At 41.9% G+C, this 24,980-nt stretch carries 27 protein-coding genes; 25 read left to right on the top strand and 2 right to left on the bottom strand.

The window, feature by feature from the left end:
- Positions 1–112: 112 nt before the first annotated feature.
- The 6 genes from J1C86_RS06355 to J1C86_RS06330 all read left to right on the top strand — a co-directional run bounded on the left by J1C86_RS06355 (position 113) and on the right by J1C86_RS06330 (position 5,627).
- A complete protein-coding gene (locus tag J1C86_RS06355; protein WP_125409354.1) occupies positions 113–883 on the top strand; it encodes an SDR family NAD(P)-dependent oxidoreductase in 771 nt (256 codons plus the stop codon).
- A gap of 2 nt (positions 884–885) precedes the next feature.
- A complete protein-coding gene (locus J1C86_RS06350) occupies positions 886–2,028 on the top strand; it encodes a glycosyltransferase (RefSeq protein WP_185757520.1) in 1,143 nt (380 codons plus the stop codon).
- Complete coding sequence (locus tag J1C86_RS06345) at positions 2,021–2,668, top strand: hypothetical protein (RefSeq protein WP_185755813.1); 648 nt, start codon at positions 2,021–2,023, stop codon at positions 2,666–2,668. The genes J1C86_RS06350 and J1C86_RS06345 overlap by 8 nt, the downstream gene beginning before the upstream one ends.
- Positions 2,637–3,920, top strand: coding sequence for a glycosyltransferase (locus J1C86_RS06340; protein WP_125408262.1), 1,284 nt, complete (start codon positions 2,637–2,639; stop codon positions 3,918–3,920). Before J1C86_RS06345 ends, J1C86_RS06340 begins: the two co-directional genes overlap by 32 nt.
- Positions 3,921–4,115: 195 nt before the next feature.
- Complete coding sequence (hemH, locus tag J1C86_RS06335; RefSeq protein ID WP_185755814.1) at positions 4,116–5,210, top strand: ferrochelatase; 1,095 nt, start codon at positions 4,116–4,118, stop codon at positions 5,208–5,210.
- Between the two features lie 51 nt (positions 5,211–5,261).
- Positions 5,262–5,627, top strand: coding sequence for a TIGR02328 family protein (locus tag J1C86_RS06330; RefSeq protein WP_125408266.1), 366 nt, complete (start codon positions 5,262–5,264; stop codon positions 5,625–5,627).
- Positions 5,628–5,704: 77 nt separating this feature from the next.
- On the opposite strand, the gene J1C86_RS06325 is transcribed toward J1C86_RS06330, so the two are convergent.
- Complete coding sequence (locus J1C86_RS06325; protein ID WP_125408268.1) at positions 5,705–6,520, bottom strand: Cof-type HAD-IIB family hydrolase; 816 nt, start codon at positions 6,518–6,520, stop codon at positions 5,705–5,707.
- Positions 6,521–6,642: 122 nt separating this feature from the next.
- On the opposite strand from J1C86_RS06325, the gene lepA reads away from it, so the two are divergent.
- From lepA to J1C86_RS06245, 16 genes are all read left to right on the top strand, one after another.
- Complete coding sequence (gene lepA / locus J1C86_RS06320; protein WP_032908149.1) at positions 6,643–8,466, top strand: translation elongation factor 4; 1,824 nt, start codon at positions 6,643–6,645, stop codon at positions 8,464–8,466.
- 42 nt (positions 8,467–8,508) lie between these two features.
- Positions 8,509–9,141 (top strand): hypothetical protein, encoded by a 633-nt coding sequence (locus J1C86_RS06315; protein WP_002903031.1) that lies wholly within the window; start codon positions 8,509–8,511, stop codon positions 9,139–9,141.
- A 330-nt stretch (positions 9,142–9,471) separates the two neighbouring features.
- Positions 9,472–10,263 (top strand): nicotinamide riboside transporter PnuC, encoded by a 792-nt coding sequence (gene pnuC / locus J1C86_RS06310; protein ID WP_002924477.1) that lies wholly within the window; start codon positions 9,472–9,474, stop codon positions 10,261–10,263.
- A gap of 104 nt (positions 10,264–10,367) precedes the next feature.
- Positions 10,368–11,012 carry a hypothetical protein gene (locus J1C86_RS06305; protein ID WP_125409358.1) on the top strand — a complete coding sequence of 215 codons (645 nt, stop codon included), beginning with the start codon at positions 10,368–10,370 and terminating at the stop codon, positions 11,010–11,012.
- 167 nt (positions 11,013–11,179) lie between these two features.
- Positions 11,180–11,674, top strand: coding sequence for a YkgJ family cysteine cluster protein (locus tag J1C86_RS06300; protein WP_125409360.1), 495 nt, complete (start codon positions 11,180–11,182; stop codon positions 11,672–11,674).
- Between the two features lie 189 nt (positions 11,675–11,863).
- Entirely contained in the window at positions 11,864–12,697 is an 834-nt protein-coding gene (locus J1C86_RS06295) for an AraC family transcriptional regulator (RefSeq protein WP_125409362.1), read from the top strand.
- Between the two features lie 53 nt (positions 12,698–12,750).
- Positions 12,751–13,677, top strand: coding sequence for a DNA repair protein RadC (locus tag J1C86_RS06290; RefSeq protein ID WP_125408274.1), 927 nt, complete (start codon positions 12,751–12,753; stop codon positions 13,675–13,677).
- A 191-nt stretch (positions 13,678–13,868) separates the two neighbouring features.
- Positions 13,869–14,555, top strand: coding sequence for a hypothetical protein (locus J1C86_RS06285; RefSeq protein WP_185755815.1), 687 nt, complete (start codon positions 13,869–13,871; stop codon positions 14,553–14,555).
- The gene (locus tag J1C86_RS06280; RefSeq protein ID WP_125408276.1) at positions 14,552–15,355 is read left to right on the top strand and encodes a hypothetical protein; all 804 of its coding nucleotides are present in this window, start codon (positions 14,552–14,554) and stop codon (positions 15,353–15,355) included. Before J1C86_RS06285 ends, J1C86_RS06280 begins: the two co-directional genes overlap by 4 nt.
- 38 nt (positions 15,356–15,393) lie before the next feature.
- Positions 15,394–16,083 carry a YjjG family noncanonical pyrimidine nucleotidase gene (locus J1C86_RS06275; protein WP_023916324.1) on the top strand — a complete coding sequence of 230 codons (690 nt, stop codon included), beginning with the start codon at positions 15,394–15,396 and terminating at the stop codon, positions 16,081–16,083.
- 11 nt (positions 16,084–16,094) lie between these two features.
- Complete coding sequence (locus J1C86_RS06270; RefSeq protein ID WP_002903024.1) at positions 16,095–16,922, top strand: hypothetical protein; 828 nt, start codon at positions 16,095–16,097, stop codon at positions 16,920–16,922.
- 128 nt (positions 16,923–17,050) lie between these two features.
- Complete coding sequence (gene rpsP, locus J1C86_RS06265; protein ID WP_002903023.1) at positions 17,051–17,323, top strand: 30S ribosomal protein S16; 273 nt, start codon at positions 17,051–17,053, stop codon at positions 17,321–17,323.
- 19 nt (positions 17,324–17,342) lie between these two features.
- The gene (kphA, locus tag J1C86_RS06260) at positions 17,343–17,582 is read left to right on the top strand and encodes an RNA-binding protein KphA (protein WP_002895313.1); all 240 of its coding nucleotides are present in this window, start codon (positions 17,343–17,345) and stop codon (positions 17,580–17,582) included.
- Positions 17,583–17,821: 239 nt separating this feature from the next.
- Entirely contained in the window at positions 17,822–18,370 is a 549-nt protein-coding gene (locus tag J1C86_RS06255; protein WP_032908949.1) for a putative immunity protein, read from the top strand.
- A gap of 15 nt (positions 18,371–18,385) precedes the next feature.
- Entirely contained in the window at positions 18,386–19,177 is a 792-nt protein-coding gene (locus J1C86_RS06250) for an alpha/beta fold hydrolase (protein WP_002903021.1), read from the top strand.
- Positions 19,178–19,339: 162 nt separating this feature from the next.
- Positions 19,340–20,125, top strand: a complete 786-nt coding sequence (locus J1C86_RS06245; RefSeq protein WP_002903020.1) for an alpha/beta fold hydrolase — start codon at positions 19,340–19,342, stop codon at positions 20,123–20,125.
- 108 nt (positions 20,126–20,233) lie between these two features.
- Here J1C86_RS06245 and J1C86_RS06240 read toward each other — a convergent pair whose 3' ends face one another.
- A complete protein-coding gene (locus J1C86_RS06240) occupies positions 20,234–20,692 on the bottom strand; it encodes a hypothetical protein (RefSeq protein WP_125408278.1) in 459 nt (152 codons plus the stop codon).
- A gap of 198 nt (positions 20,693–20,890) precedes the next feature.
- Between J1C86_RS06240 and rimM the strand changes: the two genes are divergently transcribed.
- The 3 genes from rimM (at position 20,891) to J1C86_RS06225 (ending at position 24,873) form a co-directional block, all read left to right on the top strand.
- Positions 20,891–21,409: a ribosome maturation factor RimM gene (gene rimM, locus J1C86_RS06235; RefSeq protein ID WP_125408280.1), complete on the top strand. Its 519-nt coding sequence runs from the start codon at positions 20,891–20,893 to the stop codon at positions 21,407–21,409.
- On the top strand, positions 21,399–22,121 hold the full coding sequence (gene trmD / locus J1C86_RS06230; protein ID WP_125408282.1) for a tRNA (guanosine(37)-N1)-methyltransferase TrmD: 723 nt from the start codon (positions 21,399–21,401) through the stop codon (positions 22,119–22,121). Before rimM ends, trmD begins: the two co-directional genes overlap by 11 nt.
- A 190-nt stretch (positions 22,122–22,311) precedes the next feature.
- On the top strand, positions 22,312–24,873 hold the full coding sequence (locus J1C86_RS06225) for a CAP domain-containing protein (RefSeq protein ID WP_125409364.1): 2,562 nt from the start codon (positions 22,312–22,314) through the stop codon (positions 24,871–24,873).
- Positions 24,874–24,980 lie beyond the last annotated feature (107 nt).

The following is a 24,980-nucleotide window of genomic DNA, read 5'->3' as shown; positions in this document are numbered from 1 at the left end:
ATCTATTTTAGCATATTCAGGGGAGAGTGAGAAATGTTTTTCGTTTCTTGAATGCAAAGGTAAAATCTAGCAATTAGTTTTATATCTTGTCAAAATCTGGTAAACTATATCTATGCAAATGGAAAAAACGATCAGCAAAGCTGTGATTTTGGGGGCTTCGGGAGGTATAGGTCGTCAGCTGGCTAGAGAACTGGCTCAAAGGACAGACCAGCTGGTCTTGGTTGGCAGAGATGAAGTTAAACTCACCCAGTTGCAAGAGGACTTGTCAGGAGCTAGGGCTCAGTTGTCCTGTAGAGTTTTGGATTTTCTGGATGCGGCTGCGGTAGACGATTTTGCCCAGCAGCTAGAGGCGGATTTACTGATTAATTGCTGCGGTGTGGCGAATTTTGGTCCAGCGCTATCTCTTTCGGAAGCTGCTGAAAATGCCCTCTGGCAGGTCAATTACCAAGCACCGATTCGGCTGATCAAGCAAGTTGCGGAGCGCAATTGCAAGATAAGACTTGTCCAGCTTTCATCACTAGCGGCACTTTGTCCCCATCCTTATCTGGCAGCTTACAGCGCCAGTAAGGCCGCTTTGCAGACTTACTGTCTAGCCTTGCAAGAAGAGATGCGCCTCAAAGGCTCTGAAATGAGAGTTTGTCTTTATATACTGGGACCGGTTCGGACTGCCATCTTTCCTCCAGAGTTACAGAATGCTTTAGGTGGAAGTCAGTTGCAAATGAGCCCGAAGATAGCAGCACGACGCATCATCGGACTGCTCCAGCAAGGCCGTTCCTATGCTATAGTGGGCAAGAGATATCGACTACTGGCTTGGCTCATGAAGCTACTTCCGCAAAGATGGATTATCCGTTTGATTGGCGCTTATCTACGAAAGGGGCTTTGATCATGAAACTTATTTTTTTCTTGCTGGCTGCTGCCTATTTGCTTCTCTTTATCTTGCGTTGGCTCTTGTCTTTGGCTTATTTGAAAAAAGGGCAGAGCTCTTCATCGGACTTTCAAGAGGAGCTTTATACGGTGGTCCAGCCCATCCTATCTGGTGATCCTCGTTTGGAAAATGATTTATTAGCCAATCTCCAACAGACAGAAGCGGTTGAGTTTTACTGGCTGATTGATCAGTCTGACCCAGAGGCGCAGCGAGTGGCTGATAAGATTTGTCAAAATCCCTCTTATGCCCAGCGTATTCGCGTTTTTCTCATGGAGGATGTCCCTCAGGGGATTAATCCTAAGAGTTATAAGATTGAGCAGGTCATAGATGAGCTGACCAGGCCATATCTGATTGTTCTCGACGACGACAGTGTCATTGATTTTTCAAAAATGGGAGAGTTGACAGCTCATCTAGGTGAGAATGTTATTTTGACCGGCATTCCCTATAATCAAGAGCGAAGTAATTTCTGGTCCAAGCTAGTGGCAGCTTTTGTCAATGGAAATTCTTTCATTACCTATTTTACCATGGCAGAAGTCAAAGCTAACCACTCGATTAATGGAATGTTCTACATCCTGCCACTTGAACTGGTTAGGGAGCAGAAGCTCTTCAGTGCTATTAAAGACTATCTTTGTGATGATTTGGCTGTAGCGGATTTTTTACGCAGCAAGGGAGTGGAGATTATCCAGACACGGGTGACTTGTAATGTTCGGACTACGATTAAGGATGCCAAGCAATATTTGCTGCAGATGAAGCGTTGGCTGCTTTTTAGCTCTATCTATCTGAAGGAGCACTTGGACTGGAAGGTTATTATTTTAATTGCTCTGCCTAGTTTTCTGCCGCTTCCTGCCTTGCTCATTAGTTTCTTTCTTGGCTGGCCTTTTGTGCTGCTGGCTTTGCTTTTACTCTTGATCAAGGCGGTTTGGATGCTGGCTTATCGTCGTCACATTCTATCCGGTCGGCCGCATCCTGATGAGGTGTTCTACGAAGTCCTGAATGATTTACTCTTGCCTTGGCTTTTCCTCTATGTCTTGCTTAGTCCGCGGGTGATTAACTGGCGAGGAAGGAAGATTCGAGTGACGGATGGGAAAATCCGCTATGAGTAAGATGAAGCAGTACTTGGATAAGTTGGATGCTCTGTCGCTAGATCAAACCTTGATAGAATCTAGTAAAGTCTTGCTTTTTCTCAGTGGCAGCAGTCATTTGAACTGCGCTAGTCTGACCGCAGGACAGCTTGAATTTCTTGAACAGATTTGTCCATCGGATTTCTCAGTAGTGCCTAGTAATTTTCCGTTTAACCAGAGATTTGAACATGAGCGACAAACCCAAGTTTCTTTGTTGACAGCTTCCATTTCCAATATCCGTTACTATTGGCATACTCTCTACAATTCTCGCTTTCAGGAGGCTTTGCAGCGACATTTGTCTCCTTTACTAGATGCTGAGGAGGCTGTCATTATCTGCAAGAGCTCAGGGCTCAATATGCTGACCCAGTGGCTGGAGGGCTTGGGTGAGGAAAATCTGCCGATCAGACTGAGAGTGATTGCGCTGGGGCCTGTTTCACGGAGACTCCTAAATCGCAAGGATATTGACTCGCTGGTCATCAAGGGCAGGAAGGATATTTACAGCAGATGCCTAGATGGCCATCCAGCTGATGTGATGGTGGATAGCAACCATTTTGATTATGAATACAGGGAAGATGTGAAAGGATTAGTTCATGACTGGATTAGAAAAAGTGATAAAGATTGATGTGATTAGTGTGCCATTTAGTGGCCACCTGCTGCCTACTTTGACCTTAGTCAAGCCTCTGCTGACGGATCCGCGTTTTCGGATTCGGGTCATTACTGGCTGCCAAAAGAAAGAGCTAGTAGAGGAAATTGGTTTTGACTGTCTGGCCCTCTTTCCAGAAAGACCGACAGTGATGGAAGACATCGCCAATACTCCGCAGCAAAGCAATCTTTTGATTGCCTATCAGCAGTTTCGGGCCAATTCTAGGCTTATTCCAGAGGTTATAGACGAATTAAATCGAATTTGGCAAGAGGGTGGTAAACCGGATTTGGTCATAGCGGATTTTGTTGCTTCACCAGCAGGCTTGATTTCTGATCGCTTTGGTATCCCATGGATAACCACGATTCCGAGTCCGGTTGCGATTGAGTGCCGGACGACAACTCCGACCTATTTAGGGGGCTGGAAACCTCATCAAGGCGTCTTATACAAATTCAGAGATGCTTTAGGCAGGCAAGTTATTCGCTGTGGAAAGAAAATGGCCTTTGCCTTAGTTCGGAAGAGTTTGGGAGACTATCAAGATTTTAAACTCTATAGGGAAGACGGCACAGAAGCTATTTACTCGCCTTACTCTATCTTGGCTTTGGGCATGAAAGAGCTGGAGTTTCGAGATGATTTTCCTAAGCAGCTTCGCTGGGTTGGCTACAAATGCTTTTCCTTTGATTGTCTGCCTACAGATCATGAGTCTTATTTTGAGACTGATAAGAAGCGGGTTTTAGTGACTTGCGGAACGCATTTAAAATGGGAGAAGGAGCGCATGGTGGAGCGAGCGAAAAAGCTAAGCAAACTCTACCCAGACTATCTTTTTTACGTCACCTTGGGAGAAGCTAGTGGCTTGGGTAATGCTCCGAAGAGACTTGCGGAAAACCTGTTGCTCTTTGACTATCTGCCTTATACAGATATTCTGGATAAGATAGATTTTGCCATTCATCACGCAGGGACGGGTATCATGATGGCCTGTATTGAGCACGAGATTCCCAGTCTTATTTTGCCTCAGGATTATGACCAGTTTGACAATGCCGTTCGTGCTGAGCTAGCTCAGGTGGGGCTAGTTGCTCGCAGAAAGACCGATGCAGAAGTGCAGCGCCTTTTTAAGGAATTGACGAATCGCCCGGACTGGTCTCAGTTGAAAACTCTTGCCCAGCAAAGCAAAGAATATCAGCCTACAGAAATTCTCTATCAAGAGCTTGGGCAGCTGCTCAAGGTTGATTTATAACTGGAAAACTCAACAAACTATTAAAGCATACTTCCAATATTAAAGTGTCTGAATTATTAAATTTCCCTATTCTTTTCAAGGAATAGGTTTTTTGGTCTATTCAAGTCTTTTTTAAGATGTTAAAATGAAAGTGATTACAAGAAAGTCGTTGGAAAGTCAACTTGGCTTTCTCTGAGTAACTGAAGAGGAAAGATAATGAAGAAAGCAATTCTAATGATGACTTTTGGCTCGCCAGAGGAGATTAGCTTTGAGGGAGTGGCTGAATTTTTTACCAATATTCGCCGCGGTGTCAGGCCGCAAGACCATGAAATTCAGACCCTCTATGATAACTATGTCCTCATCGGTGGAACGCCTCTGCAGCGTATCAGTCTAGAAGAGGTGGAAAAGGTCCGTCAGCGTTTGGCTGGCGAGTATGCGGTTTATTTTGCCAATAAATTCTCATGTCCTTTTATTCCTGATGTGATTAAGCAGATGGAAGAGGATGGTATTGAGCAATGTATCTGTTTGATCCTAGAGCCTCATTTTTCTTACTATTCTGTCATGGGTTATGAGAAGTTCATCCAGAGTGATTCCATCCGCTTTAATATCATTAAGGAATGGTATCAGGAAGAAGCTATCCTTGATTATTGGGCAGAGGAGCTGAGAAAGATTCTTACAGAAGAGGTTAGAGAAGAGACCTTCAAGATTTTCTTTTCAGCCCACAGTGTGCCTATTCTGGCCTTGGATTTCGGAGATCCTTACATTGATCAGATCTATGACAATGCCCGTTTGATTGCTGACAGGTTGGGTTTGACAGAAGAGGATTATCTCAACGTTTGGCAGAGTGAGAGTGACATTGGGCTCCCTTGGATCAAACCTGACGTGCTGGACTACATGCGCCAGCAAGAAACACATCCGCAGCATTATATTTTTGTGCCGATTAGCTTTATCAGTGAGCATATAGAGGTCCTTTTTGACAATGATGTGGAGTGTAAGGAACTTTGCGATGAACTGGATGTTGCTTATCATAGACCGCCTATGCCCAATGCAGACGACCGTTTAATTGACGCCCTGATTCAAACTATCCGCCACCATGAGCATAAACCCTTCAAAGAATGTTTTCCAGAAGAAGAAACCTTCGATGAATTGCAGCCGTCGGAGGAGAGCTGCCAGATTCTTGCAGAGGATGCAGAGCTGAAAATGCCAGATTTCGTCAAGAAGTTGATTGAGAAAAAGGGGCGCGAGAATGTTAAGATGCCATATTTTGTCAAGAAAATGCTGGAGAAAGCAGGAAAACTGCCCAAGAGTTGATTGTTCATATTCGTTGATGATTCTATAAGATTATTCTAGAAGGAGAAAACCGTGAGACTTTGGCACCAAGATTTAATTGAAAAACTTCCGCGCCAGCAGCTTTTAGGCCAGCACCGAGAGTGTGCAGCCTTACGTGGACGAGGGTGGGGCAAGCCGCATGCGACGGTCAACTATGTTTTTGAGCACAGCCCTTATCGCCTGTATGCTTATCACCTGCTGATTATGGAGGAGATGCAACGACGGGGCTATCAGCCGGATACCCTTTGGCTGGATAGGGACTATCGTGGCAAGACCTGTCCACCTTACCAGAAGTTGCCAGCTGAGGAGCTCGAACATCCCATTTATCTGGAGCATGATGAGGCCTATCTGCAAGAATGCTTGGAAAATCTGAAAGAAAAGGGAATAGAAATTTTTTGATTTCCAAGTGTCAAGACGGCATAGTATTAAGGTTATAGAACGAAAAAGGAAGAGACAGTGCTCTTCCTTTTTGACTTTTACGAATTCAAAATAAACTTTTCAATAGCTGTAGCGACCCCATTTTCCTCGCAGCTGTCTGTGACGGCATCAGCTAGGCTTTTGACATAGTCTGAAGCATTTCCCATGGCAACACCGAGTCCTGCATATTCCAGCATTTCGATGTCATTGTTGGCATCACCGATTGCCATGATTTCTTGAGGATTGACGTCTAATTGTTTAGCCAATCGCTCTAGGGCAAAGGCTTTGGTCACACCAGACGGCATGGCCTCGTAAATGACTGGCTGAGAACGAACACCGCTGAAACGCTGGCAGATTTCTTGACCGAAGTCGGCTTCAAAAGCATCTATCTGCTCTTGGCTGCCTAAAAACATAGCTTGAAACATTCTGTGTTGACCGCTGCAAGCTTCTTCTAGGCTAATCTCGGTTGGAGTAGTGAAGACCAAGCTAGCATCATTCACGACATGGAAACTGGCTTTTTCTCCGACGACGAAATAATGATCCTCATCAAAGAGAGTCAGCTGGACAGGGCTATTTTCAGACAGGCTGTAGAGATAGCGAATATCCTGACCGCTAAGCTCTTGCCAGTCCACCAAACTCCAGTCGCTGGTCTGATGTGTAGCGCAGCCATTGTCCACGATGACATATTCGTTTTCTTGTGCAAGGCCCAGCTTGTTGTAATAAGGCTTGACGCCGACCAAGGGGCGACCTGTACAAAGAACCAATTTGACTCCTTTTTCAATAGCTTGGTGCAGAGCTTCGATGTGAGCCTGGGGAATTTCTTTTTTGCTGTTGAGCAAGGTGCCGTCCATATCAAGTGCAAGAATTTTAATCATAAAGTGTCTCCAAAATTATTCTGTGATAAGTATAGCATAATTTACAGAGAAAGTCCGAGTCTATAGGAAAAATCACTGGTCTTGTGTTATAATAAATAGAATACCCTAAAAGGATGAGAAAAATGAATTTAGAAGATTTGAAAAAACGTCAGGAGAAGATCCGCAATTTCTCCATCATTGCCCACATTGACCACGGAAAATCAACCTTGGCCGACCGGATTTTGGAGGCGACGGAGACGGTTTCCAGCCGGGAAATGCAGGCCCAACTTTTAGACAGCATGGACTTGGAGCGGGAGCGCGGTATCACCATTAAGCTTAATGCCATCGAGCTCAATTATACTGCCAAGGACGGTGAAACCTATATCTTCCACTTGATTGACACGCCGGGACACGTGGACTTTACCTATGAAGTATCGCGGTCATTAGCGGCCTGCGAAGGGGCTATTTTGGTCGTGGATGCGGCTCAGGGGATTGAAGCTCAGACCTTGGCTAATGTCTATCTAGCGTTGGATAATGACTTGGAAATCTTGCCAGTCATCAATAAGATTGACCTGCCAGCTGCGGATCCAGAGCGGGTGCGGGCAGAGATTGAAGACGTGATTGGACTGGATGCTAGCGAAGCCGTATTGGCTTCTGCAAAGGCTGGCATCGGAATTGAGGAAATTTTAGAGCAGATTGTGGAAAAAGTTCCAGCTCCGACTGGAAATGTAGAAGCACCGCTCAAGGCCTTGATTTTTGACTCGGTCTATGACGCCTATCGTGGGGTAATTCTGCAAGTGCGGGTTATGGACGGTGTGGTTAAGCCGGGGGATACCATTCAGCTCATGAGCAATGGCAAGACCTTTGATGTAACAGAGGTCGGTATCTTTACGCCCAAGGCTATTGGACGTGATTTCTTAGCGACAGGGGATGTTGGCTATATCGCAGCCTCTATCAAGACGGTACAGGATACTCGGGTCGGAGATACAGTGACCTTGGCGGATAATCCAGCTGCAGAGCCACTAGCCGGCTACAAGCAGATGAACCCGATGGTCTTCGCCGGTCTCTATCCGATTGAGTCCAATAAATACAACGATCTGCGTGAGGCGCTTGAAAAGCTCCAGCTAAACGATGCCAGTCTGCAGTTTGAGCCAGAAACATCTCAGGCATTAGGATTTGGTTTCCGTTGTGGCTTCCTGGGCTTGCTGCACATGGACGTCATTCAGGAGCGTTTGGAGCGTGAGTTTAATATTGATTTGATCATGACGGCGCCATCCGTTATCTATAAGGTCAATATGACGGATGGTGCTTCAATTGATGTGTCCAATCCGAGCGAGTTTCCGGATCCGACCAAGATTGATTCCATTGAGGAGCCTTATGTCAAGGCGCAGATTATGGTACCGCAGGAATTTGTCGGAGCGGTGATGGAGTTGGCTCAGCGTAAGCGCGGTGACTTTGTGACCATGGATTACATCGATGATAATCGGGTCAATGTCATTTATCAAATCCCACTTGCTGAAATCGTCTTTGACTTCTTTGACAAGCTCAAGTCCTCTACTCGTGGCTATGCTAGCTTTGACTATGAAATTTCTGAGTATCGCTCGTCCAAGCTGGTGAAGATGGATATTCTCCTCAATGGCGACAAGGTTGATGCTCTCAGCTTCATTGTTCACAAGGAATTTGCCTATGAGCGTGGTAAGCTGATTGTAGACAAGCTTAAGAAAATCATTCCTCGTCAGCAGTTTGAAGTACCCATCCAGGCAGCCATCGGACAGAAAATCGTGGCTCGGACAGACATCAAGGCCCTGCGTAAAAATGTCTTGGCCAAGTGTTATGGTGGTGATGTTTCTCGGAAGCGCAAACTCCTAGAAAAACAAAAAGCCGGTAAAAAACGGATGAAAGCTATCGGTTCTGTCGAAGTCCCACAAGAAGCCTTCCTCAGTGTCCTGAGTATGGATGAGGAATAAAGTCTTATATCTCTAGGTAATATATCCCAAAAGGAGAAAATCATGAAACGATCGTATCTGCTTGGAGCAGTTCTGGTATTAACTTCACTTACTCTTGCATCGTGTGCCAATTCTGGACAAAAGCCTGATCAATCTAGTTCTTCGACTAGTTTCAGTGCACAAGTGAAAAAGAATTCTTCAAATTCTTCTTCTAAAAGAAGCAAGAACAAAACCAATCAAGAAACAAAACGTGTTGGTTCTCCAGAGTTTGGTTATATCGATATCCCAAGTAAATGGATTAAATTTTTTGATGCAGAAGTTGAAGGACTTATCCAATATACCGACGGTTCTGCTTATAATATCGTTACCATGAATGCTGTTTCTAAGGCAGAAGCTGAAGTAGCAGATGGTGAGACTTTCAATGCAGAAACAATTGCTCAACATGTAGCCTATAATTGGAGTCAAAAAGATAATATTGAGAAGATGTGGGGCTCTAAAAGTACTGTCTCAGGAATAGAAGCCTTTCAAATAAACATCATTCTGAAATCGGGACAACTTGCTAATACATTAGTTTTCCAAAAAGATGACAAAGTCTATATACTATCCTTTGAAGGCGACGAAGAAACTCTTGATGATTTCATTACAAACATGAAAGATACTTGGAGCCTTGATGGCAAGGGAGCAGTCAGCGAATAATAGTTTAAAAAACAAGAGGCCTATTTATTAAGTCTCTTGTTTTTTTCAGTGTAGAAGCCAATTATGTTTCACAAAAAGATAGTGATAAATCAGAAAAAACGTTCGACTACTATCAAATCCAAGCAAAAAGGCTTACAAAAATTTGTAGGCCTTTTCTTGAAATCCGAACGTTAGGAAATCTTTTTTAGATTTTACTTGACATTTTCTGAAATAGGAATATGATAAAATGTGAACACTGTATAAGACAGACCTTATGCGTGTTCGAAAATAATAGAGCGTTGCATCCGTAAGTCAATTTGACACGGCTCTTAAAAAACAAAAGGAGAAAGAATGAATACTTATATCCAAAAGAAAATCGCAAACATGAAGCTGACGCTTTCTGAAATGTCTGGTGGCTACAAACGAATGGTGACTAGCATGAAGAAGCTCGGCTTTTCTGGTACCTTGAAGCTTATCTGGGACGATTTGTTTGCTCATCGCAGTCTAGGTCAATGGTTTTATCTCTTGATTCTAGGGAGTTTTCCGCTCTGGCTGGAGCTGATATATGAACATCGCATCGTGGATTGGACGGGGATGATTTGCAGTCTAACCGGGATTATCTGTGTGATCTTCGTTTCTGAAGGACGGGCTAGCAATTACCTCTTTGGTTTGATCAATTCTGTGATTTACTTGATTTTGGCTTTGCAGAAAGGCTTCTATGGCGAGGTCCTGACGACTCTTTACTTTACCATCATGCAGCCAATTGGACTCTTGGTGTGGATTTACCAAGGTCAGTTCAAAAAAGAAAAGCAAGAGTTTGTTGCTCGTAAGCTAGATACCAAAGGATGGACAAAATATCTATCACTCAGTGTGCTTTGGTGGTTGGTCTTTGGCTTGATTTATCAGTCCGTGGGTGCCAATCGTCCTTATCGTGATTCAATCACAGATGCGACAAATGGTGTAGGGCAAATCTTGATGACGGCTGTTTATCGCGAACAGTGGATTTTCTGGGCAGCGACCAATATTTTTTCTATCTACCTCTGGTGGGGTGAAAGTCTTCAGATTCAAGGGAAATATTTGATCTATTTAATCAACAGTTTGGTAGGATGGTACCAGTGGAATAAGGCTGCTAAAAAAGCATAGTCCTACAAACAGAAAAGCAATCGGATGTGACAATGTCTCTCTTTCCTTTCGTTCTAAAAATATGGTAAACTAGTATTAGTAAAATTTATTAGATTTAGGAAGGAATGACCATGAAAAAGAAGTACTTTTTGCTCTCCCTGACAATCTTAGCCGGTCTGTCTCTGTCTTCCTGTAGCCTTATTAAGAGCTATAGCAGTCGGAAACCATCTGATTCTTCCAGTCGGGTTTCTCTGAGAGATGACAGCGATACAAGTAGTAGCAGTCGTAGAGAAAAAGATTCGTCAAAGACTACTGGTACGCAGCGGGTTGGCTCTGATGATTATGGCTATATCAGTATTCCTGATAATTGGATTAAGTTTACAGACGTAGATGGTGGCGACAGCGTCCAGTATACGGATGGAAGTGGCTATAACATTGTCACGATGAATGCTTATACAAAAGAAAAAGCCAACATCGGAGAAGGGGAAGAATTCAACGCTGAAACCATTGCCCAACGGATTGCTTACCACTGGAAGGATAATAAGGAAGTCGATGACTTTTGGGGTGCAAAGAGTACTGTAGCCGGCAATGAAGCCTTTCAGATTAATGTTATTTTAAAATCCACTCAAAACTTAACGGTTTGGGTCTTCAAACAAGGCGATAAGGTCTATATGATGTCCTTTGAAGGCGATGAAGATACTCTGTATGAGTTTATCCCCTATATCGAAGAAACTTGGAGCGTCAGCAAGGACGGTGGAAAAAGCATTTAGCAACCGCATGTGATGATTGCTCTCTAAGTTTATAAAAAGCAAATCTGGGACTTATTCTCAGATTTTTTTGTGAGATGAAAAAGCTAATATTCTTTAAGTTTGACAACATTTAAGAGCGCTCATTTTATGATATAATAAAAACAATTTGAATACAGAAAGAAAAATATATGACCCAAGAAATCGACCTTGAAAAATACCATCAGCTAGCCCTGCAAAAGCAGAAAGAGCATCGAAAATTTTTAGCTAGTCTTAAGAAAAAGCCCCCAAAAAATCTAGATAAGATTGCCCAGCAAATTCATGATGAGGTCTTTGAAGAGATTGACTGTACAGCCTGTGCCAATTGCTGCAAGACGCTGGGACCAGACTTTAAGGAAGCCGACATTGTCCGCATTGCCAAGTATTTCAAGATGAAGCTGCCGGCTTTTGAAGAGGAGTTTCTGCAGGTGGACGAAGACGGTGACAAGGTTTTCAAGGCGATGCCTTGCCCTTTTTTAGGTGGAGACAATCTCTGCTCTATCTACGATGTCCGTCCAAAGGCTTGTCGAGAGTTCCCTCACACAGACCGTAAGAAGATTCATCAAATTAATCATCTGACAATCAAAAATACCCTGACCTGTCCTGCGGCTTATCTCTTTGTGGAGAAGCTGCGGGATAGTTTGTAAAATCCTCCTCTAAATCTTGTACAAAAATTCTAGGGCGGAAGTATCTTATATCTGTTAGATTATAGTTAGAATTGAACACGGCCTAAAAGCTGTGTGAAAAAGACAAAATTTTCTCGGAGCAGGAGCCCCTCCGTCAATTTTCACTTTGTTTTTAACGGCCTTAATATCTTTTGTGAGGTGAAAAAGAATATGATGCATCAATTCAATCGAACCATGGAATATTTGGAAAGTAAGTTGGACGCGGAAGTGGACTTGCAGCAATTTCAGCAGCTATCGGGCTATTCTTATGCTCTCTTTAGCAGGCTATTTTCCATCCTTGCGGATATGACTTTAGCGGAATATCTACGCAATCGCAGGTTGTCAGAAGCTGTGACGGACTTGCGGGAAAGCTCTGAGAAAGTCATTGACATAGCGATGAAATACGGCTATGAGTCTGCGGATGCCTTTAGCGCAGCCTTTAAGAAATTCCATGGTACGACTCCCTCAGAAGTTCGAAATGGAAAACCTTATCGGGTCTTTCCTCGACTTCAGTTATCCCTAAAGATTACAGGAGGAAAGAACATGGATATCAAGATTCAAAAGAAACCTGCTTTTACCGTAGCAGGCGTCCTATTGGAAGCTATTGACAATAGCCAGTGCCCGTCTGCATGGGAGCAGCTTTATGCAAATCACAGCTTTGAAAGCCTGGAAAGTTTGGGCAGTGGTCAATCCTTTGGCGTCTGCTCTGATGTCAAAGAAGGCGAAATCATCAACTATATGGCCGCTTATGATGTGACGGATAAAGCTAAAGCAGAAGAACTAGGTCTGTCAATCAAAGAAATCGCAGAAGCTGAATATGCTATCGTACCAGTCAAGGGGACTATACCAACCAGCATCCACCATGCTTGGAAATATGTCTTGGAAGTCTTTTTCCCAGAAACTGGCTATCGCCACTCAGGAGCACCAGACTTTGAAGTCTACACCGAGGGTGACATGTACTCCCCAGACTATCAAATGGAACTCTGGATACCAGTGGTTAGATAAAATGCTGATTTCAAGTTGTTTTTTAGCTGTCGATTACAGAGGAGGGTGATGCTATGCAGATGTATTTTGGGGACGTTTCTCTTTGTTATACATATTCACTTGCGATGGCGCTGTATTCGTATGGTTATGATGTTCGCCCTGAGTTTTTGGAAGCCATTATGGTGATGGGAAATGGCGCTAGTATTGTAAAGGAAGATGAAAAACACCCCTTAGTTTTCTTTGATAATGGGATGCCAGATAGTTCTATCAGCCATTCTTTAGACATTCTGGGTTTTACATATGATGAATACTATATAAAGGATTCTAATACAGTGAATCTTCTGTCTATCAGAGAAATGTTAAGTAAGTTTTTGCTAAGTGGCCCTGTTGTTCTTGGCCCTTTGGACATGGGTTATCTCACTTATAATCCCAATCATATCCATTTGTATGGGGTGGACCATTTTGTTTCAGTTTATGATCTAGACGGTGAGTTTATCTATTTTCATGATCCAGCAGGCTTTGCTTGTATGAAAATGAGTTTCTCAGAATTTTTAAAAGCCTGGGAAGCTAAAAATATCGGCTATAAAAGAGGTTCTTTCTCCATGTGGGGAAACTTTAAAAAAATCAAATCTCCTACTTCCAAAGAGATTTACCAGGAAACATCTATGCTGATGAAGCAACAATATGAACGTGGCGAGGAGAATGTGATAGCAAGATATGCTAAGTCGGTAGCGGAGAATGGCTTGAATGAAGAACAAAAACGTCTTCATCAATACTTTAGTTTCAAATTAGCTTCTATCAGAAATCTATACATGAGCAACGTCTTAAAAGAATACGATGCTGTCAGATCAGAAATAAAAGAAAATTTAGCAAGATTGTTTGGTCAAGCTCATCTATTTTGTATCAAGGAAGATTATCAGAAACTATCAGAAGTCTTGTTTGATATTGCAGCGCTAGATAATAAATTTAGAGATTTGTGTGTTCACTATAAAGTAGAGTAGAAGAAGTGGGAAAAGCGAAGATGCTGTTTGGTAATGTAGCAGGATCGAAAGAAAGGACTCCAAACTATCCAATGGACGCTCTGGATACCAGTTGTGAAGTAGATTAGAAACCAGTCGTTCGTTTTTGAGCGGCTGGTTTTTGTAGCTTGTGGTATAATGGATTTGGGTTAGAATTTACTGAGGAGTTTTTTATGGAAAAGCAGACAATTATTTACTGTTATCGTATGACACATGATTATGGAATTAATCCGTGTGTATTTACAGAAAGCTATGAATCAACACCGGAATTATTAACTGAAGGTGGCTGCATGGTACAACTGCGTCGAAATTTGAAAAGGAACTGGGCTGATAGAATTAATTCTGGTGAAGTTAATGCATATGTTATGGCGATAGCAGGTCATTCGAATGATGGTAATAAGTGGCGTGATGACCAAGGAATGTTCATTTCTCCTAAATATAATCACTTGATTTTTGTGGCAAAAATTACAAAAATTGACTCTATTAGGAATTATTTGAAGTCAGATTGCTCAAATAATCGACGTGATGCCTATGCTTATAATTATTATATTGATCATGAATGGTGGAGTCAAAAAACTATTGATGAACCTATTATTATTTCTCATCGGTTTAAGTATTTTGGTAAATCTCCTCTGGAAGTACCGAGTTCAATATTAGATTTTTTCCCGATGGGAAATCGCGCACGTTTAAGCGGAAAACCATTTCCAAGATGGAATACTAAAAATGGTTTTTATAATTCAAATGAGCGGCCAAATGATGTTGAGGAATTATTAGCTTTTATTACAGAGACTATTGGTGATAAAAACGAAATAGTTGACTTGCCTTATCACCCGTTTTTTATTGGAGGAACACATAAATGAAAATCATTTTATCCAGAAAAGGATTTGATGGTACGGCAGGAGGAGTTCCTAGTCCAATAATGCCTGACGGAACGTTATTGTCCTTGCCGATACCAGCAAAAATGGACAAATTAAGATATTCTGACATACAATACGAAGGGGTTTCTTATTCAGAAATTCTAAGACAATTAAAACCTAAAGATAGTAAAATAGGAAATTGGAATTGTCATCTAGATCCAGATATTCGAGATGGAGTTAGATTAGATAATATCAATGAATGGAAATCTATATTCGGGCAATGTGATACCGCTCAGTCTTATCTAAAAAATCAACAAGTTGATTTAGGCGATTTATTTTTATTTTTTGGATGGTTTAAGCAGACTGAGGGAAATCTACATGATGGTACTTTACGTTATGTGAAAAAAGCGCCGAATTTGCACATAATATTTGGTTATCTACAAGTTGGAGAGATAATTATTGACAATGTACAAATTAAAAACAATTACAGTTGGCATCCACATAGCTTTAATCATTTTATTAATAAAAAATGCAACGCTTTATATCTCCCAACTGATTTTTTGAGTTTTGATAATAGAAAAAAAGGCTATGGAACTTTTAAATTTTCTGAGGAAAAAATTTTAACTTTATCGGGTAAAACTAGAGCTACGTGGAAAGAAATTTCTGCTTTGCTCCCAGATAATATTAGTCGCAATGTCAAAAATTCAGCCAAAAATGAAGGGATTTATTATTCAGGGCAGTGGCAGGAATTGGTTTTGAAAGAAACTGCTATTTCAGAAAAATGGGCAAAGAGTCTGTTTTAAAAAAGTCTTATCATACTGCTTAGAAAGGAAAAAATAATTTGTCATACAAATTTCTACTTTTCGACCTTGACCATACCTTGCTGGATTTTGATACGGCAGAAGACATCGCCCTGACTCATTTTTTGGAGGAGCAGGGCGTGACGGAGATTCAGACCTACAAAGACTATTATATTCCCATGAACAAGGGGCTTTGGCGGGAACTAGAGCAGGGGAAAATCACCAAGCCTGAGCTAGTCAATACTCGCTTTTCTCGTCTTTTCGCTCATTTTGGCATTGAGAAGGATGGCGCCGAGTTAGCCCTTCTCTATCAGCAGCATATTACTCAGCAAGGCCAGACTTACGCTGGAGCTAGCGAGCTTTTGGACAACTTGACAGCAGCTGATTATGAGATTTACGGAGCGACCAATGGCATCACGGCTATTCAGACTGGTCGCATGGCTCATTCCGACATTGCGCCCTATTTTAACCATATTTTCATCTCGGAGCAGATGGGGACTCAGAAGCCCGAAGCCTTGTTTTATGAAAAAATAGCAGAGCAGATACCAGATTTTGACCTGTCTCAGACTTTGATGATTGGAGACTCCTTGACGGCAGATATTGCAGGCGCTAATAATGCTGGACTGGACTCTATCTGGTACAATCCCAAGCAGCTAGAGAATAAAAGTCTTGTTCGCCCGACCTATACCGCCTATTCTTATGTCGACATTATCAGACTCTTGGTTCCATAAGGAGACTGCAAATGAAAAAAACAGTTGCTTTATTTTCACTTCTTGCCAGTTTGTTGCTACTGACAGCCTGTTATGCTAAGAAAGAAGAAGTTGATGAAAGCATTCGAACAACGAAGGCTCTTTTTAAAAAGCTCCCTTTTCAGCCCGTCAAGGTTAGTTCTGATGGCAGTTATCATTACGAGGGAGGCGGTGCGACAATCGATTTGTATTTCACCGAGGAAGATATCCAAAAGTACGCTATTCTAAAATACCACCCAGATCGAAAGGGCAGTAAAATCGAATTTTATGAGATATTTTACGGAGAGCGAACAGCAGATCAGTTACTGGATTGTTTGGTAGACCAAGAAATAACTAGCTTAATTGATGAGATTAAGGGTGAGACGGAACATGACATGACAGCTGAATACCAGCAAAAATCAGAATTTGACAGAGCTCAATTTCAGACTATAAGCGTGTCGTCCTCTAAAAAAGTTGATGATTCAGAAAGTCTAAATAAATATCTCATGCTATATAGTAAGTTTTTAGTCGAATTCAGGAAGAATCCAGAAAATCATGATAAGCTAAAAGAGATTGTCCAAAAAATGGATAAAGCTGATCTATTAAAATGGTCTTTCGAATTTCATTCAGACCAAGTGCTGGATGAGAAAAGTATATCTGAAGATGAAGTAAAAACTAGGTCCTATAATAGTCGTAGTGGAGACACAGAGTATTATGCACTGGAGACCATTAATAAGTATATGGATTTAGATGCTTTTCCTAAAGACGCTTCAGTCAAATTGTTTTTTAAAAAATATGAAAACCTTTCTGAACAGATAGTTTTAAACAACCAAAAAGACTAATCTAAAAAATTTTTAACTCTGTCAAGAAAAAAACTTGACAGCTGTCTTTAATCTGCTATAATAGAACATGTGCTTAATAGCTCTGCTATTTCACCAAAAGAAAAAAATAAAGAAAAGAGACCTTAATAATGGCAGTAAAAATCCGTTTGACTCGTATGGGTTCTAAGAAAAAACCTTTCTACCGTATCAATGTTGCAGACTCACGTTCACCTCGTGACGGACGTTTCATCGAAACAGTTGGTACTTACAACCCACTTGTAGTTGAAAACCAAGTGACTTTGAAAGAAGACCGTATCCTTGAGTGGTTGGGTAATGGTGCACAACCTTCTGATACTGTACGCAACATCCTTTCAAAAGAAGGCGTATTGAAGAAATTCCACGATTCAAAATACTCTAAATAATAGAAGCGTAGGTTGACATATGGACACGATTGAAAATCTAATTATTGCGATAGTGAAACCTTTGATTTCACAGCCAGATGCCTTAACTATCAAGATTGAGGATACACCTGAATTTTTAGAATATCACCTGGATCTTGATCAGAGTGATGTTGGACGTGTAATCGGTCGTAAAGGTCGTACTATTTCCGCTATAAGGACGATTGTTTACTCTGTCCCAACTGAATACAAAAAAGTTCGCATCGTTATTGATGAGAAGTAAGAAGAACGGGACCGGTGTGTCCCGTTTTTTTCTATTTCTCTTAGCGAGCTGAGTACGTGGCTCTCAAGTGAGCTTAGAGAAATTGATGCCCAGCTAAGCGTTGGTACAAGGCCCTTAATGAAACAAGCCGTTAGGCGCAGTTGAATTTAGTAGTATTGATGCAGTTCGAGCGTATGCGAGAACTATCTAGCTTAGCATCTTCAACGAGGAAAGCGAGAAGCGTGGAAAACGGAGGAAATATGAAGTCAGAAGATTATGCTTGGAACGCCCATGAACGAGAGTGTTATGAGAATGGACAAGTGAGTCTACCCAGTCCTTACAAGCTAAAGATTCTTGATAACGGTCAGAAAAGGTTGGAACTGGAACAAATCTTGGTCCAGCTTCCTCAGAAGCAGCTTGCCCAATGGGCAATGCAGCATGCCACTCGCTATATAGCTCTGATAGATATTGGTGATGATATTGAAAAACAGCAAATCTTGACTCAGGTTCAGGAAGTGTTTGAAGCGCGACTTGCGGGAAATGTTTCTGCCTATGAGCTGAGGAAGGCTGGTTTCTTGGCTCAGCAGCTGTCGCAGCAAGCCAAATCACCAGTTAGCAAGTATGCTGCTCGTGTCTTTTCCCAAGCAGTCGCAACAGCCCACATGCGAGGTCATGCCATTGTCTCGGCTGATTATGCAGTGAAAGTAATAAATATGCAGAGTCCAGATGATATGAAAGCAGTTATCAGCGAAAGAAAACAACAGATTCGATTGGCCAAAGAATGGCAGAAATGTATAAATGAGCTGTAGAATGGAGGCAATAGGATGGACCATATCGAAAGAACCGATGCTAAGATATTCTATCGGATAGAAGGGCGAGGTCATAAAGAAACAATCGTGCTCCTGCATGGTCTGAGTGCTGACTCGGGCATGTTTCAGCCTCAGATAGATTTTTTTAAGGATCGCTATCAGGTTATTGCGCCTGACCTACGTGGAAATGGGCAATCAAGCCAGCTGACTTGTCAGGTGGATCAGGTTCTAGATATACAAGCTGCAGATGTGCTGGCGATTTTGGAAAAAGAAAGCATCAGCCAAGCCATTATCGGAGGGACTTCCTATGGCGGTATTTTAACCATGCACCTCATGACTCAAAATCCGCAAATCTTTAAGGGAGCTTTCTTGTGCGATACTTTTTGTGCGACGGATTTGTCACCAATGATGAATACTCTGGCTCAACTTACAGCTCCTTTAGTGAAATACTCATGGTTTATGAAGCTATCAACCTTGCCAATCTATAAACGCTGGCCTTTAGCTCGCTCTTATTTTGTTGATTTATTCGACCGGATGCGACCTGAGGAGTCTGTTTTGCAGCGCAGGGCAATTGAAGCCATTGATTATCGTGCTGCCTTGGGTAAGTGCAAGATTCCTACACTTTTGCTGGCGGGAGATTTTTCAGGAAAATTAGTCCAAATGATGAAAACAACCAAGGAACATCTGAGGCTTGCTCAGGATCTTGTCATTGCTGATTCTTTTGATCCGTCGAATCTATGCCAACCAGGCAAGTTTAATGCTTTGCTGGAGAACTTTGCTAAACAGGTTTTCGAAGAGAGGTCTTAATGCTTTTAAGGCAATACTAGCAACTGCCTCTTGTAACACAGTCCTTGGTTGAATATGAACAAAATCTGGTATAGAGGTGTCCTTATTCCACTAGTAAAATAGCTATCTCTCAGATAGTAGTGTGTGCCCAGATAATTTTTTTTAGAATTGATTAGAAACATTATGAAAGAAAAAATAATCAAAACAAAAGTAGGACAGCTATTTATATCTTATCAACCTGCGGAAAAGATTGCTGTATTTTTAAGCGGTGCAGGGAGTCTGCCAACCTATGAAAATTTTTTGCCAGTTATTCGGAAGTTACCTAAAAGTTGGGGCTATTTAACAATAGATTACCCTAATGCTGGGCAAAGCCCACTGGAAAATCAAGAAAATTTTGTTTTGGACGATTTGGTCCAATCTATTATAGAGGTTTTATCGCATTTTAAAGTTATTCAGTATGCTATTTGCGCGCACAGTATTAGTGGCCTTGTAGCAGTTAAAGTTGCTGAGTCAAAGACGTTTTGTCAGGGACTAATCTTGATTGAGCCGACCACTTATTCTGTTCTATATGGAGAATTAGCTCAGAATCCTTATCACGAATTTTTATCCTTACAGGAGAAAGTTCAGATGCTCGGTGGTGGATATGAATATCTGAAAAAAATAGGACAAGAGAGTTTTCCAGTAGCTGATTTTAAAATCTTATGGGCTAAGGCAGAAAAGAGTTCAGATAGATTAAAATCTGTACAAGAAGGATTTCAACATTACTGCAGTATCTCAGAAAATGATTTTCAGAACTTAGATATCTCTTTTCAATTCTCGGTTTTTATCCTTAGTCTGGCCTATCGAGAACAAGAATATAAAGATTCCGAATTTGCTTCACAAAATACCCAGATTATTTTAGGAGGCAACCATCATTATTTACATTGGAGTGAGTCAGAAAAGATAGCTGAGCTTCTTTTAGAAATGTGATGAAAAGTTGTATGCAAACTTTAATTAGTATATCGAAAGCGGGAGTAAATATACATGCAAAATAGCTGAGATTTTAATCTCAGCTATTTAGTACGTATTTATGAGAGTCTATCCTAGAATCTCAGCAATAGCATCTCGAATTTCCTGAACGGTTGCGGATTTGCTATGGTCACTGGTATCAAACTCAATGTATTTGCCATAAGCATCAACAGTTCCACCTACAGGCCCTTCGGATCCGTCCACAGATGTTCCGATGGCTGGTGGCAAACTTTTATCCGCATCATCAGTATCAATAACTATGATGCGAGTATTGGACTCGAGATCATCTATCATTGGAAGAGACGATGCGGAGGTCATGTTCTGACTAGCATAGTATTCTAGAAAAGCCTTGATGGTTCGATTGTCAATTTGAGCAATTTTTTCATCAAGGGCTGAGAGATTTCTAGTTTCCCTCGTTTCATTTTCCATTGCTTGGCCTTTTTTGACCTGTGTCAAAGCAGTCAGACTGGCGGCTGTTGTGGCTAGAATAGCAGTAGAGAGCAGGAGTTTACTTAACTTTTTTCCCATAGTCGTCACCAACTTCTTTCTAGTTTTGCGTAAACACACTTGAGTGTTTATAGTGTTGTGGCTCTGTATGTATAATTATACGTTAAATAGCAACTTTAATCAAATAAATATAGGTAAGGGAATTCCCTCTTATCTCGCTTGTACATTCCCCTATATCATGATAAAATACTAGGCAGAGTATAATATGTTGGAGTCGAGATGAATTATTTTAATGTTGGAAAAATCGTCAATACGCAAGGTCTGCAAGGTGAGATGCGGGTTTTGTCAGTGACGGATTTTGCAGAAGAGCGTTTTAAAAAAGGTAATACCCTTGCCCTGTTTGACAAGAAAGATCAGTTTGTCATGGACGTGGAGATTGCCAGCCATCGCAAGGTTAAGAACTTTGATATTATCAAGTTTAAGGGGATGTACCACATCAATGACATTGAGAAATTTCGTGATTTCACTCTGAAAGTCCGAGAAGAAGATTTGACGGACTTGGAAGACGGTGAATTTTACTACCATGAAATCATCGGCCTTGAAGTCTATGAAAATGACGTTCTTATTGGTAGGATTAAGGAAATTCTGCAGCCAGGAGCCAATGATGTCTGGGTGGTCAAACGTAAAGGCAAGCGTGATTTACTTTTACCATACATTCCGCCAGTTGTGCTGGGGATTGACATTAAGCAAGGTCGGGTTGATGTTGAGATACCGGAAGGACTGGACGATGAAAATTGATATTTTGACTCTCTTTCCGGAGATGTTTGCGCCCTTGGAGCACTCGATTGTAGGTAAAGCAAGGGAAAAAGGTCTCTTGGAAATCAACTATCATAATTTCCGAGAAAATGCAGAAAAATCCCGGCATGTAGACGACGAGCCATACGGCGGAGGTCAGGGTATGCTGCTACGGGCTCAACCTATTTTTGATGCCTATGATGCCATTGAAAAGAAGCAACCGCGCGTGATTTTGCTAGATCCTGCTGGTCGGACTTTTGACCAAGCCTATGCTGAGGAGTTGGCTAAGGAAGAAGAACTCATTTTCATCTGTGGCCATTACGAAGGCTATGATGAGCGGATCAAGACTTTAGTGACAGATGAGATCTCGCTTGGGGACTATGTCCTTACTGGAGGAGAATTGGCGGCCATGACCATGATTGATGCGACCGTTCGCCTGATTCCAGAGGTTATTGGCAAGGAAGTCAGTCATACAGATGATAGTTTTTCATCTGGGCTCTTGGAGTATCCTCAGTACACTCGGCCCTATAACTACCGAGGTATGGTCGTTCCGGAAGTCCTTATGAGCGGCCATCATGAAAACATCCGCAAATGGCGTCTCTATGAAAGTCTGAAAAAGACCTATCTAAGACGACCTGACTTGCTGGAACACTATGAAATGACGGCCGAAGAAGAAGCGATGTTAGAAGAAATTCGACAAGCTCAATCGGACTGACAAGCAAGGTTAACTCTTAGAAAGGATCTAGGAGTTTTTGCTTTATTTGATAAAGAAATGCTCATTTTTGTTGGAAAAACCAGCTTATTTTTCTAATAAAACATTTTTGTAACTAAAATGTAATAAAAAAACTATTAAAACAATACGTTTGCTACTAGTTAATACTAGCGTTTTGTGATAGTATATTACTATGTGGGCTACTATACCCAGGTTAATTATAGTATGTGAGATTATAAAAAGGAGATTGATTATGGAAAAGAAAATAGGCAAGTCTGTTGTAGCGACTGGTATCGCGGCTACAACTATTATTTCTGGTGGACTGACCCATCAAGTGCACGCGGATGAGTTGGTTGAATCAACTGTAACAGCTCCAAAAGCGACTGAAGTAACTGAGAAACCAGTGACAGCAGCAGATGTAGCTGTTGCCCAAGAAAATGCTGAAGCAGCCAAAGCTAAACTTGATGAGCAAAGATCGATAGTAGATACTGCTAAAACAGAAGCTGAAGATGCAAAAACTAGCGTGAAAGTGGCTGAAGCCGCTGTTGAGACTGCTAAAGAAGTGCAGGCAGAAGCAACAGAAGAAAATGTTGCTAAGGCGGAGACGGAAGCAAAAACAGCAGACCAAGAGGTTGGCGCAAAAGACACTGCTGTTCGAGAAGCAGCGGCTAAGGCTGCCAAGGCAGACCAAGCTGTTAAAGATCAAGCGAATACTATTAAGGCGAGCCAATCTCTGGTAGACATTGCCGAGACTGAATTGAAACAAGCTAAAACACCACTTAACTCAGAGGAGCAAGCTGTAGCAACTGCTAAGAGCCAGCAAAGTCAAGCACAGACCGCTTTAGACAATGCAAAGACTGAGTTGACAAAGGCGGAACAAGCAGCGTCTTCTGCTCCACAAGTGCAGGCTGATATTCAGAATAAAATCAATCAGGCAAAGGCATCTTTGAGCCAAACCAATCAAGCTATCAGCTCGCTTGAAGGACAGATTCCGACTGCCGAGAAAGCAGCATCAACAGCTCCTGTTGACCTTCGCAATACGACTTATTCCCAATTTTTAGAAAATGTTCGTAACAATGCGGCTAATCAGGAGATTCGTGATGCTGCCAATAATGCTCTTGCAGTTTATCAACGTGGACAAAATGAATTTGGTATCTCAGTTAATTCTGACCCAACCAGTCCAGCTAATCTAGAAAATAACCTGCAAGCTTTAGAGTTGGTTAAGGCGATTAATGCTTACCGTCGTAATGCCGGCTTACAAGAGTTGTTGGTTGATCCGTATGCGAATGTGGCTAACCAGATTCAGACTATCTACTTTGAGCGCAATAACTGGCATATGGGTAAGCTGATTGGTAATGAGAATGTGGCGATTAGTTTTGACCCGCAAGGGGCTGTCAATTTCTGGCACAAAGAAAAAGAAAAGTATCAAGAGATTGCGGCGCAATATGGACTGCCTACTGATGAAACTCAGATTGATGCTAATGCTATCTATATGAGAGTTGGAGCGGGTGTATTTGCTCAGATTGGCCACTATGTTCAGATGATGGACAATAAAGCCAATGCTATCTCAGCAGCTTATGATAAACATCCAAATCAATGGGGCACTCCTCATGGTACATCCGAGGTTGGTTTCCATCACATTAGCAACTTTGACCAGCGTGTTAATAATGGTACGTTGCTGACTGTTGCTGCTATGGAGCAGTTGTTGCGTGCTGGTGGTGGTCGTTCTGCAGGTTCTAACGCTAATGTTACAGCACTTAAGAATCAATTAGCTGAACTTAAGGCTCAAAAAGTTGGTCAGGAATCAGCTATCAATATCCTAAATGCTCAATTAGCTGATGCTCAAAAGACAGCGGCAGCTCAAATTGCAGCAGTTGAAGCAGCTCGTCAGAAGGTAGCAACTGCTGAAAATAATCTAGCCTTGACCAAGCAAAATGTTGCCCTTAAGCAGGAAGCTCTCGACAGAGCGACAGCTAAGATTGCAGCAAACCTAGCACCTTATCAGACTAACTTGAGCAATGCTCAGGCAGTTCTAGCAGCAGCTAAAGATAAGTTGGTAGAACTTCAGGCAGCTCAAGAAGCTGCAAAAGCTAATTTGGGAACTGCTCAAGAGGACTTCATGGCTGCTCAAAAGACATTAGCAGCAGCTAAAAAGAAAGTTATTGACCTTCAGAATGCTCCTCAGTTACTTGCAGAAGCAGAGCGGGAGTTGGCAGAAGCGCAGCTTGATTATGAAGCTAAACAAGCAATCTTAAATCAAGAGACTGCAACTTTAGCTGTTCTTGAGGAATCCTACAACAGTCTTCAAGCGAATTATGAAACTCTCTTGAATATCTTGAATCAAGCAGCTCTCCTGTATGGAAATGCTCTGAATAGTAACTATCGCTCAGGTGAAGATAAACAGACTCTAACTGCTGTAAAAGGCGGAGCTGCTGGTCCAGGTGCAGAGGATGAATCTAAGAAAGATTCAGATGCTAAGACTGCAGAAGTTCATGCGAACACTCGTGAAGTCAAAGGAGCAACTACAGGTGCTGTTCAAGCGGCAGGTAGTGACGTATTCACTGATTTTGTTGTAAATCCTGCAGCTCAGCTTGCTAGCGTGGCTACAACTGCCGATAAGGCTCCAACAGTTCCTGCTATTCTGCCAAATACTGGTTCGGAAGCAGAACGCCTTGCAATTTTTGGTATGGCACTTGGTGCAGCTGCCTTTTTGGGAACCAACAAGCGCCGTCGCAGAGACGAAGATTATAATTAATGAATACAAAATGAGTCTGGAAATTATTCCACACTCATTTTTTGTGTTTACAGCAAATAACCAATCTCATATAAAAGGGATGAGGAGTTAAGTTCTGCATTTTCTAA

Origin of the sequence: Streptococcus sanguinis, assembly GCF_050220005.1 — a bacterium.
Classification (GTDB): domain Bacteria; phylum Bacillota; class Bacilli; order Lactobacillales; family Streptococcaceae; genus Streptococcus; species Streptococcus sanguinis_Z.
The sequence above is the reverse complement of the archived record's forward strand: the minus strand, read 5'-3'. Positions and strand labels throughout refer to the sequence as shown.

Coding starts and splice junctions, on each gene's coding strand:
- J1C86_RS06355 (WP_125409354.1), top strand. CDS start 113: ATGCAAATGGAAAAAACGATCAGCAAAGCTGTGATTTTGGGGGCTTCG.
- J1C86_RS06350 (WP_185757520.1), top strand. CDS start 886: ATGAAACTTATTTTTTTCTTGCTGGCTGCTGCCTATTTGCTTCTCTTT.
- J1C86_RS06345 (WP_185755813.1), top strand. CDS start 2,021: ATGAGTAAGATGAAGCAGTACTTGGATAAGTTGGATGCTCTGTCGCTA.
- J1C86_RS06340 (WP_125408262.1), top strand. CDS start 2,637: ATGACTGGATTAGAAAAAGTGATAAAGATTGATGTGATTAGTGTGCCA.
- hemH (WP_185755814.1), top strand. CDS start 4,116: ATGAAGAAAGCAATTCTAATGATGACTTTTGGCTCGCCAGAGGAGATT.
- J1C86_RS06325 (WP_125408268.1), bottom strand. CDS start 6,520: ATGATTAAAATTCTTGCACTTGATATGGACGGCACCTTGCTCAACAGC.
- lepA (WP_032908149.1), top strand. CDS start 6,643: ATGAATTTAGAAGATTTGAAAAAACGTCAGGAGAAGATCCGCAATTTC.
- J1C86_RS06315 (WP_002903031.1), top strand. CDS start 8,509: ATGAAACGATCGTATCTGCTTGGAGCAGTTCTGGTATTAACTTCACTT.
- pnuC (WP_002924477.1), top strand. CDS start 9,472: ATGAATACTTATATCCAAAAGAAAATCGCAAACATGAAGCTGACGCTT.
- J1C86_RS06305 (WP_125409358.1), top strand. CDS start 10,368: ATGACCATGAAAAAGAAGTACTTTTTGCTCTCCCTGACAATCTTAGCC.
- J1C86_RS06300 (WP_125409360.1), top strand. CDS start 11,180: ATGACCCAAGAAATCGACCTTGAAAAATACCATCAGCTAGCCCTGCAA.
- J1C86_RS06295 (WP_125409362.1), top strand. CDS start 11,864: ATGATGCATCAATTCAATCGAACCATGGAATATTTGGAAAGTAAGTTG.
- J1C86_RS06290 (WP_125408274.1), top strand. CDS start 12,751: ATGCAGATGTATTTTGGGGACGTTTCTCTTTGTTATACATATTCACTT.
- J1C86_RS06285 (WP_185755815.1), top strand. CDS start 13,869: ATGGAAAAGCAGACAATTATTTACTGTTATCGTATGACACATGATTAT.
- J1C86_RS06280 (WP_125408276.1), top strand. CDS start 14,552: ATGAAAATCATTTTATCCAGAAAAGGATTTGATGGTACGGCAGGAGGA.
- J1C86_RS06270 (WP_002903024.1), top strand. CDS start 16,095: ATGAAAAAAACAGTTGCTTTATTTTCACTTCTTGCCAGTTTGTTGCTA.
- rpsP (WP_002903023.1), top strand. CDS start 17,051: ATGGCAGTAAAAATCCGTTTGACTCGTATGGGTTCTAAGAAAAAACCT.
- kphA (WP_002895313.1), top strand. CDS start 17,343: ATGGACACGATTGAAAATCTAATTATTGCGATAGTGAAACCTTTGATT.
- J1C86_RS06255 (WP_032908949.1), top strand. CDS start 17,822: ATGAAGTCAGAAGATTATGCTTGGAACGCCCATGAACGAGAGTGTTAT.
- J1C86_RS06250 (WP_002903021.1), top strand. CDS start 18,386: ATGGACCATATCGAAAGAACCGATGCTAAGATATTCTATCGGATAGAA.
- J1C86_RS06245 (WP_002903020.1), top strand. CDS start 19,340: ATGAAAGAAAAAATAATCAAAACAAAAGTAGGACAGCTATTTATATCT.
- J1C86_RS06240 (WP_125408278.1), bottom strand. CDS start 20,692: ATGGGAAAAAAGTTAAGTAAACTCCTGCTCTCTACTGCTATTCTAGCC.
- rimM (WP_125408280.1), top strand. CDS start 20,891: ATGAATTATTTTAATGTTGGAAAAATCGTCAATACGCAAGGTCTGCAA.
- trmD (WP_125408282.1), top strand. CDS start 21,399: ATGAAAATTGATATTTTGACTCTCTTTCCGGAGATGTTTGCGCCCTTG.
- J1C86_RS06225 (WP_125409364.1), top strand. CDS start 22,312: ATGTGGGCTACTATACCCAGGTTAATTATAGTATGTGAGATTATAAAA.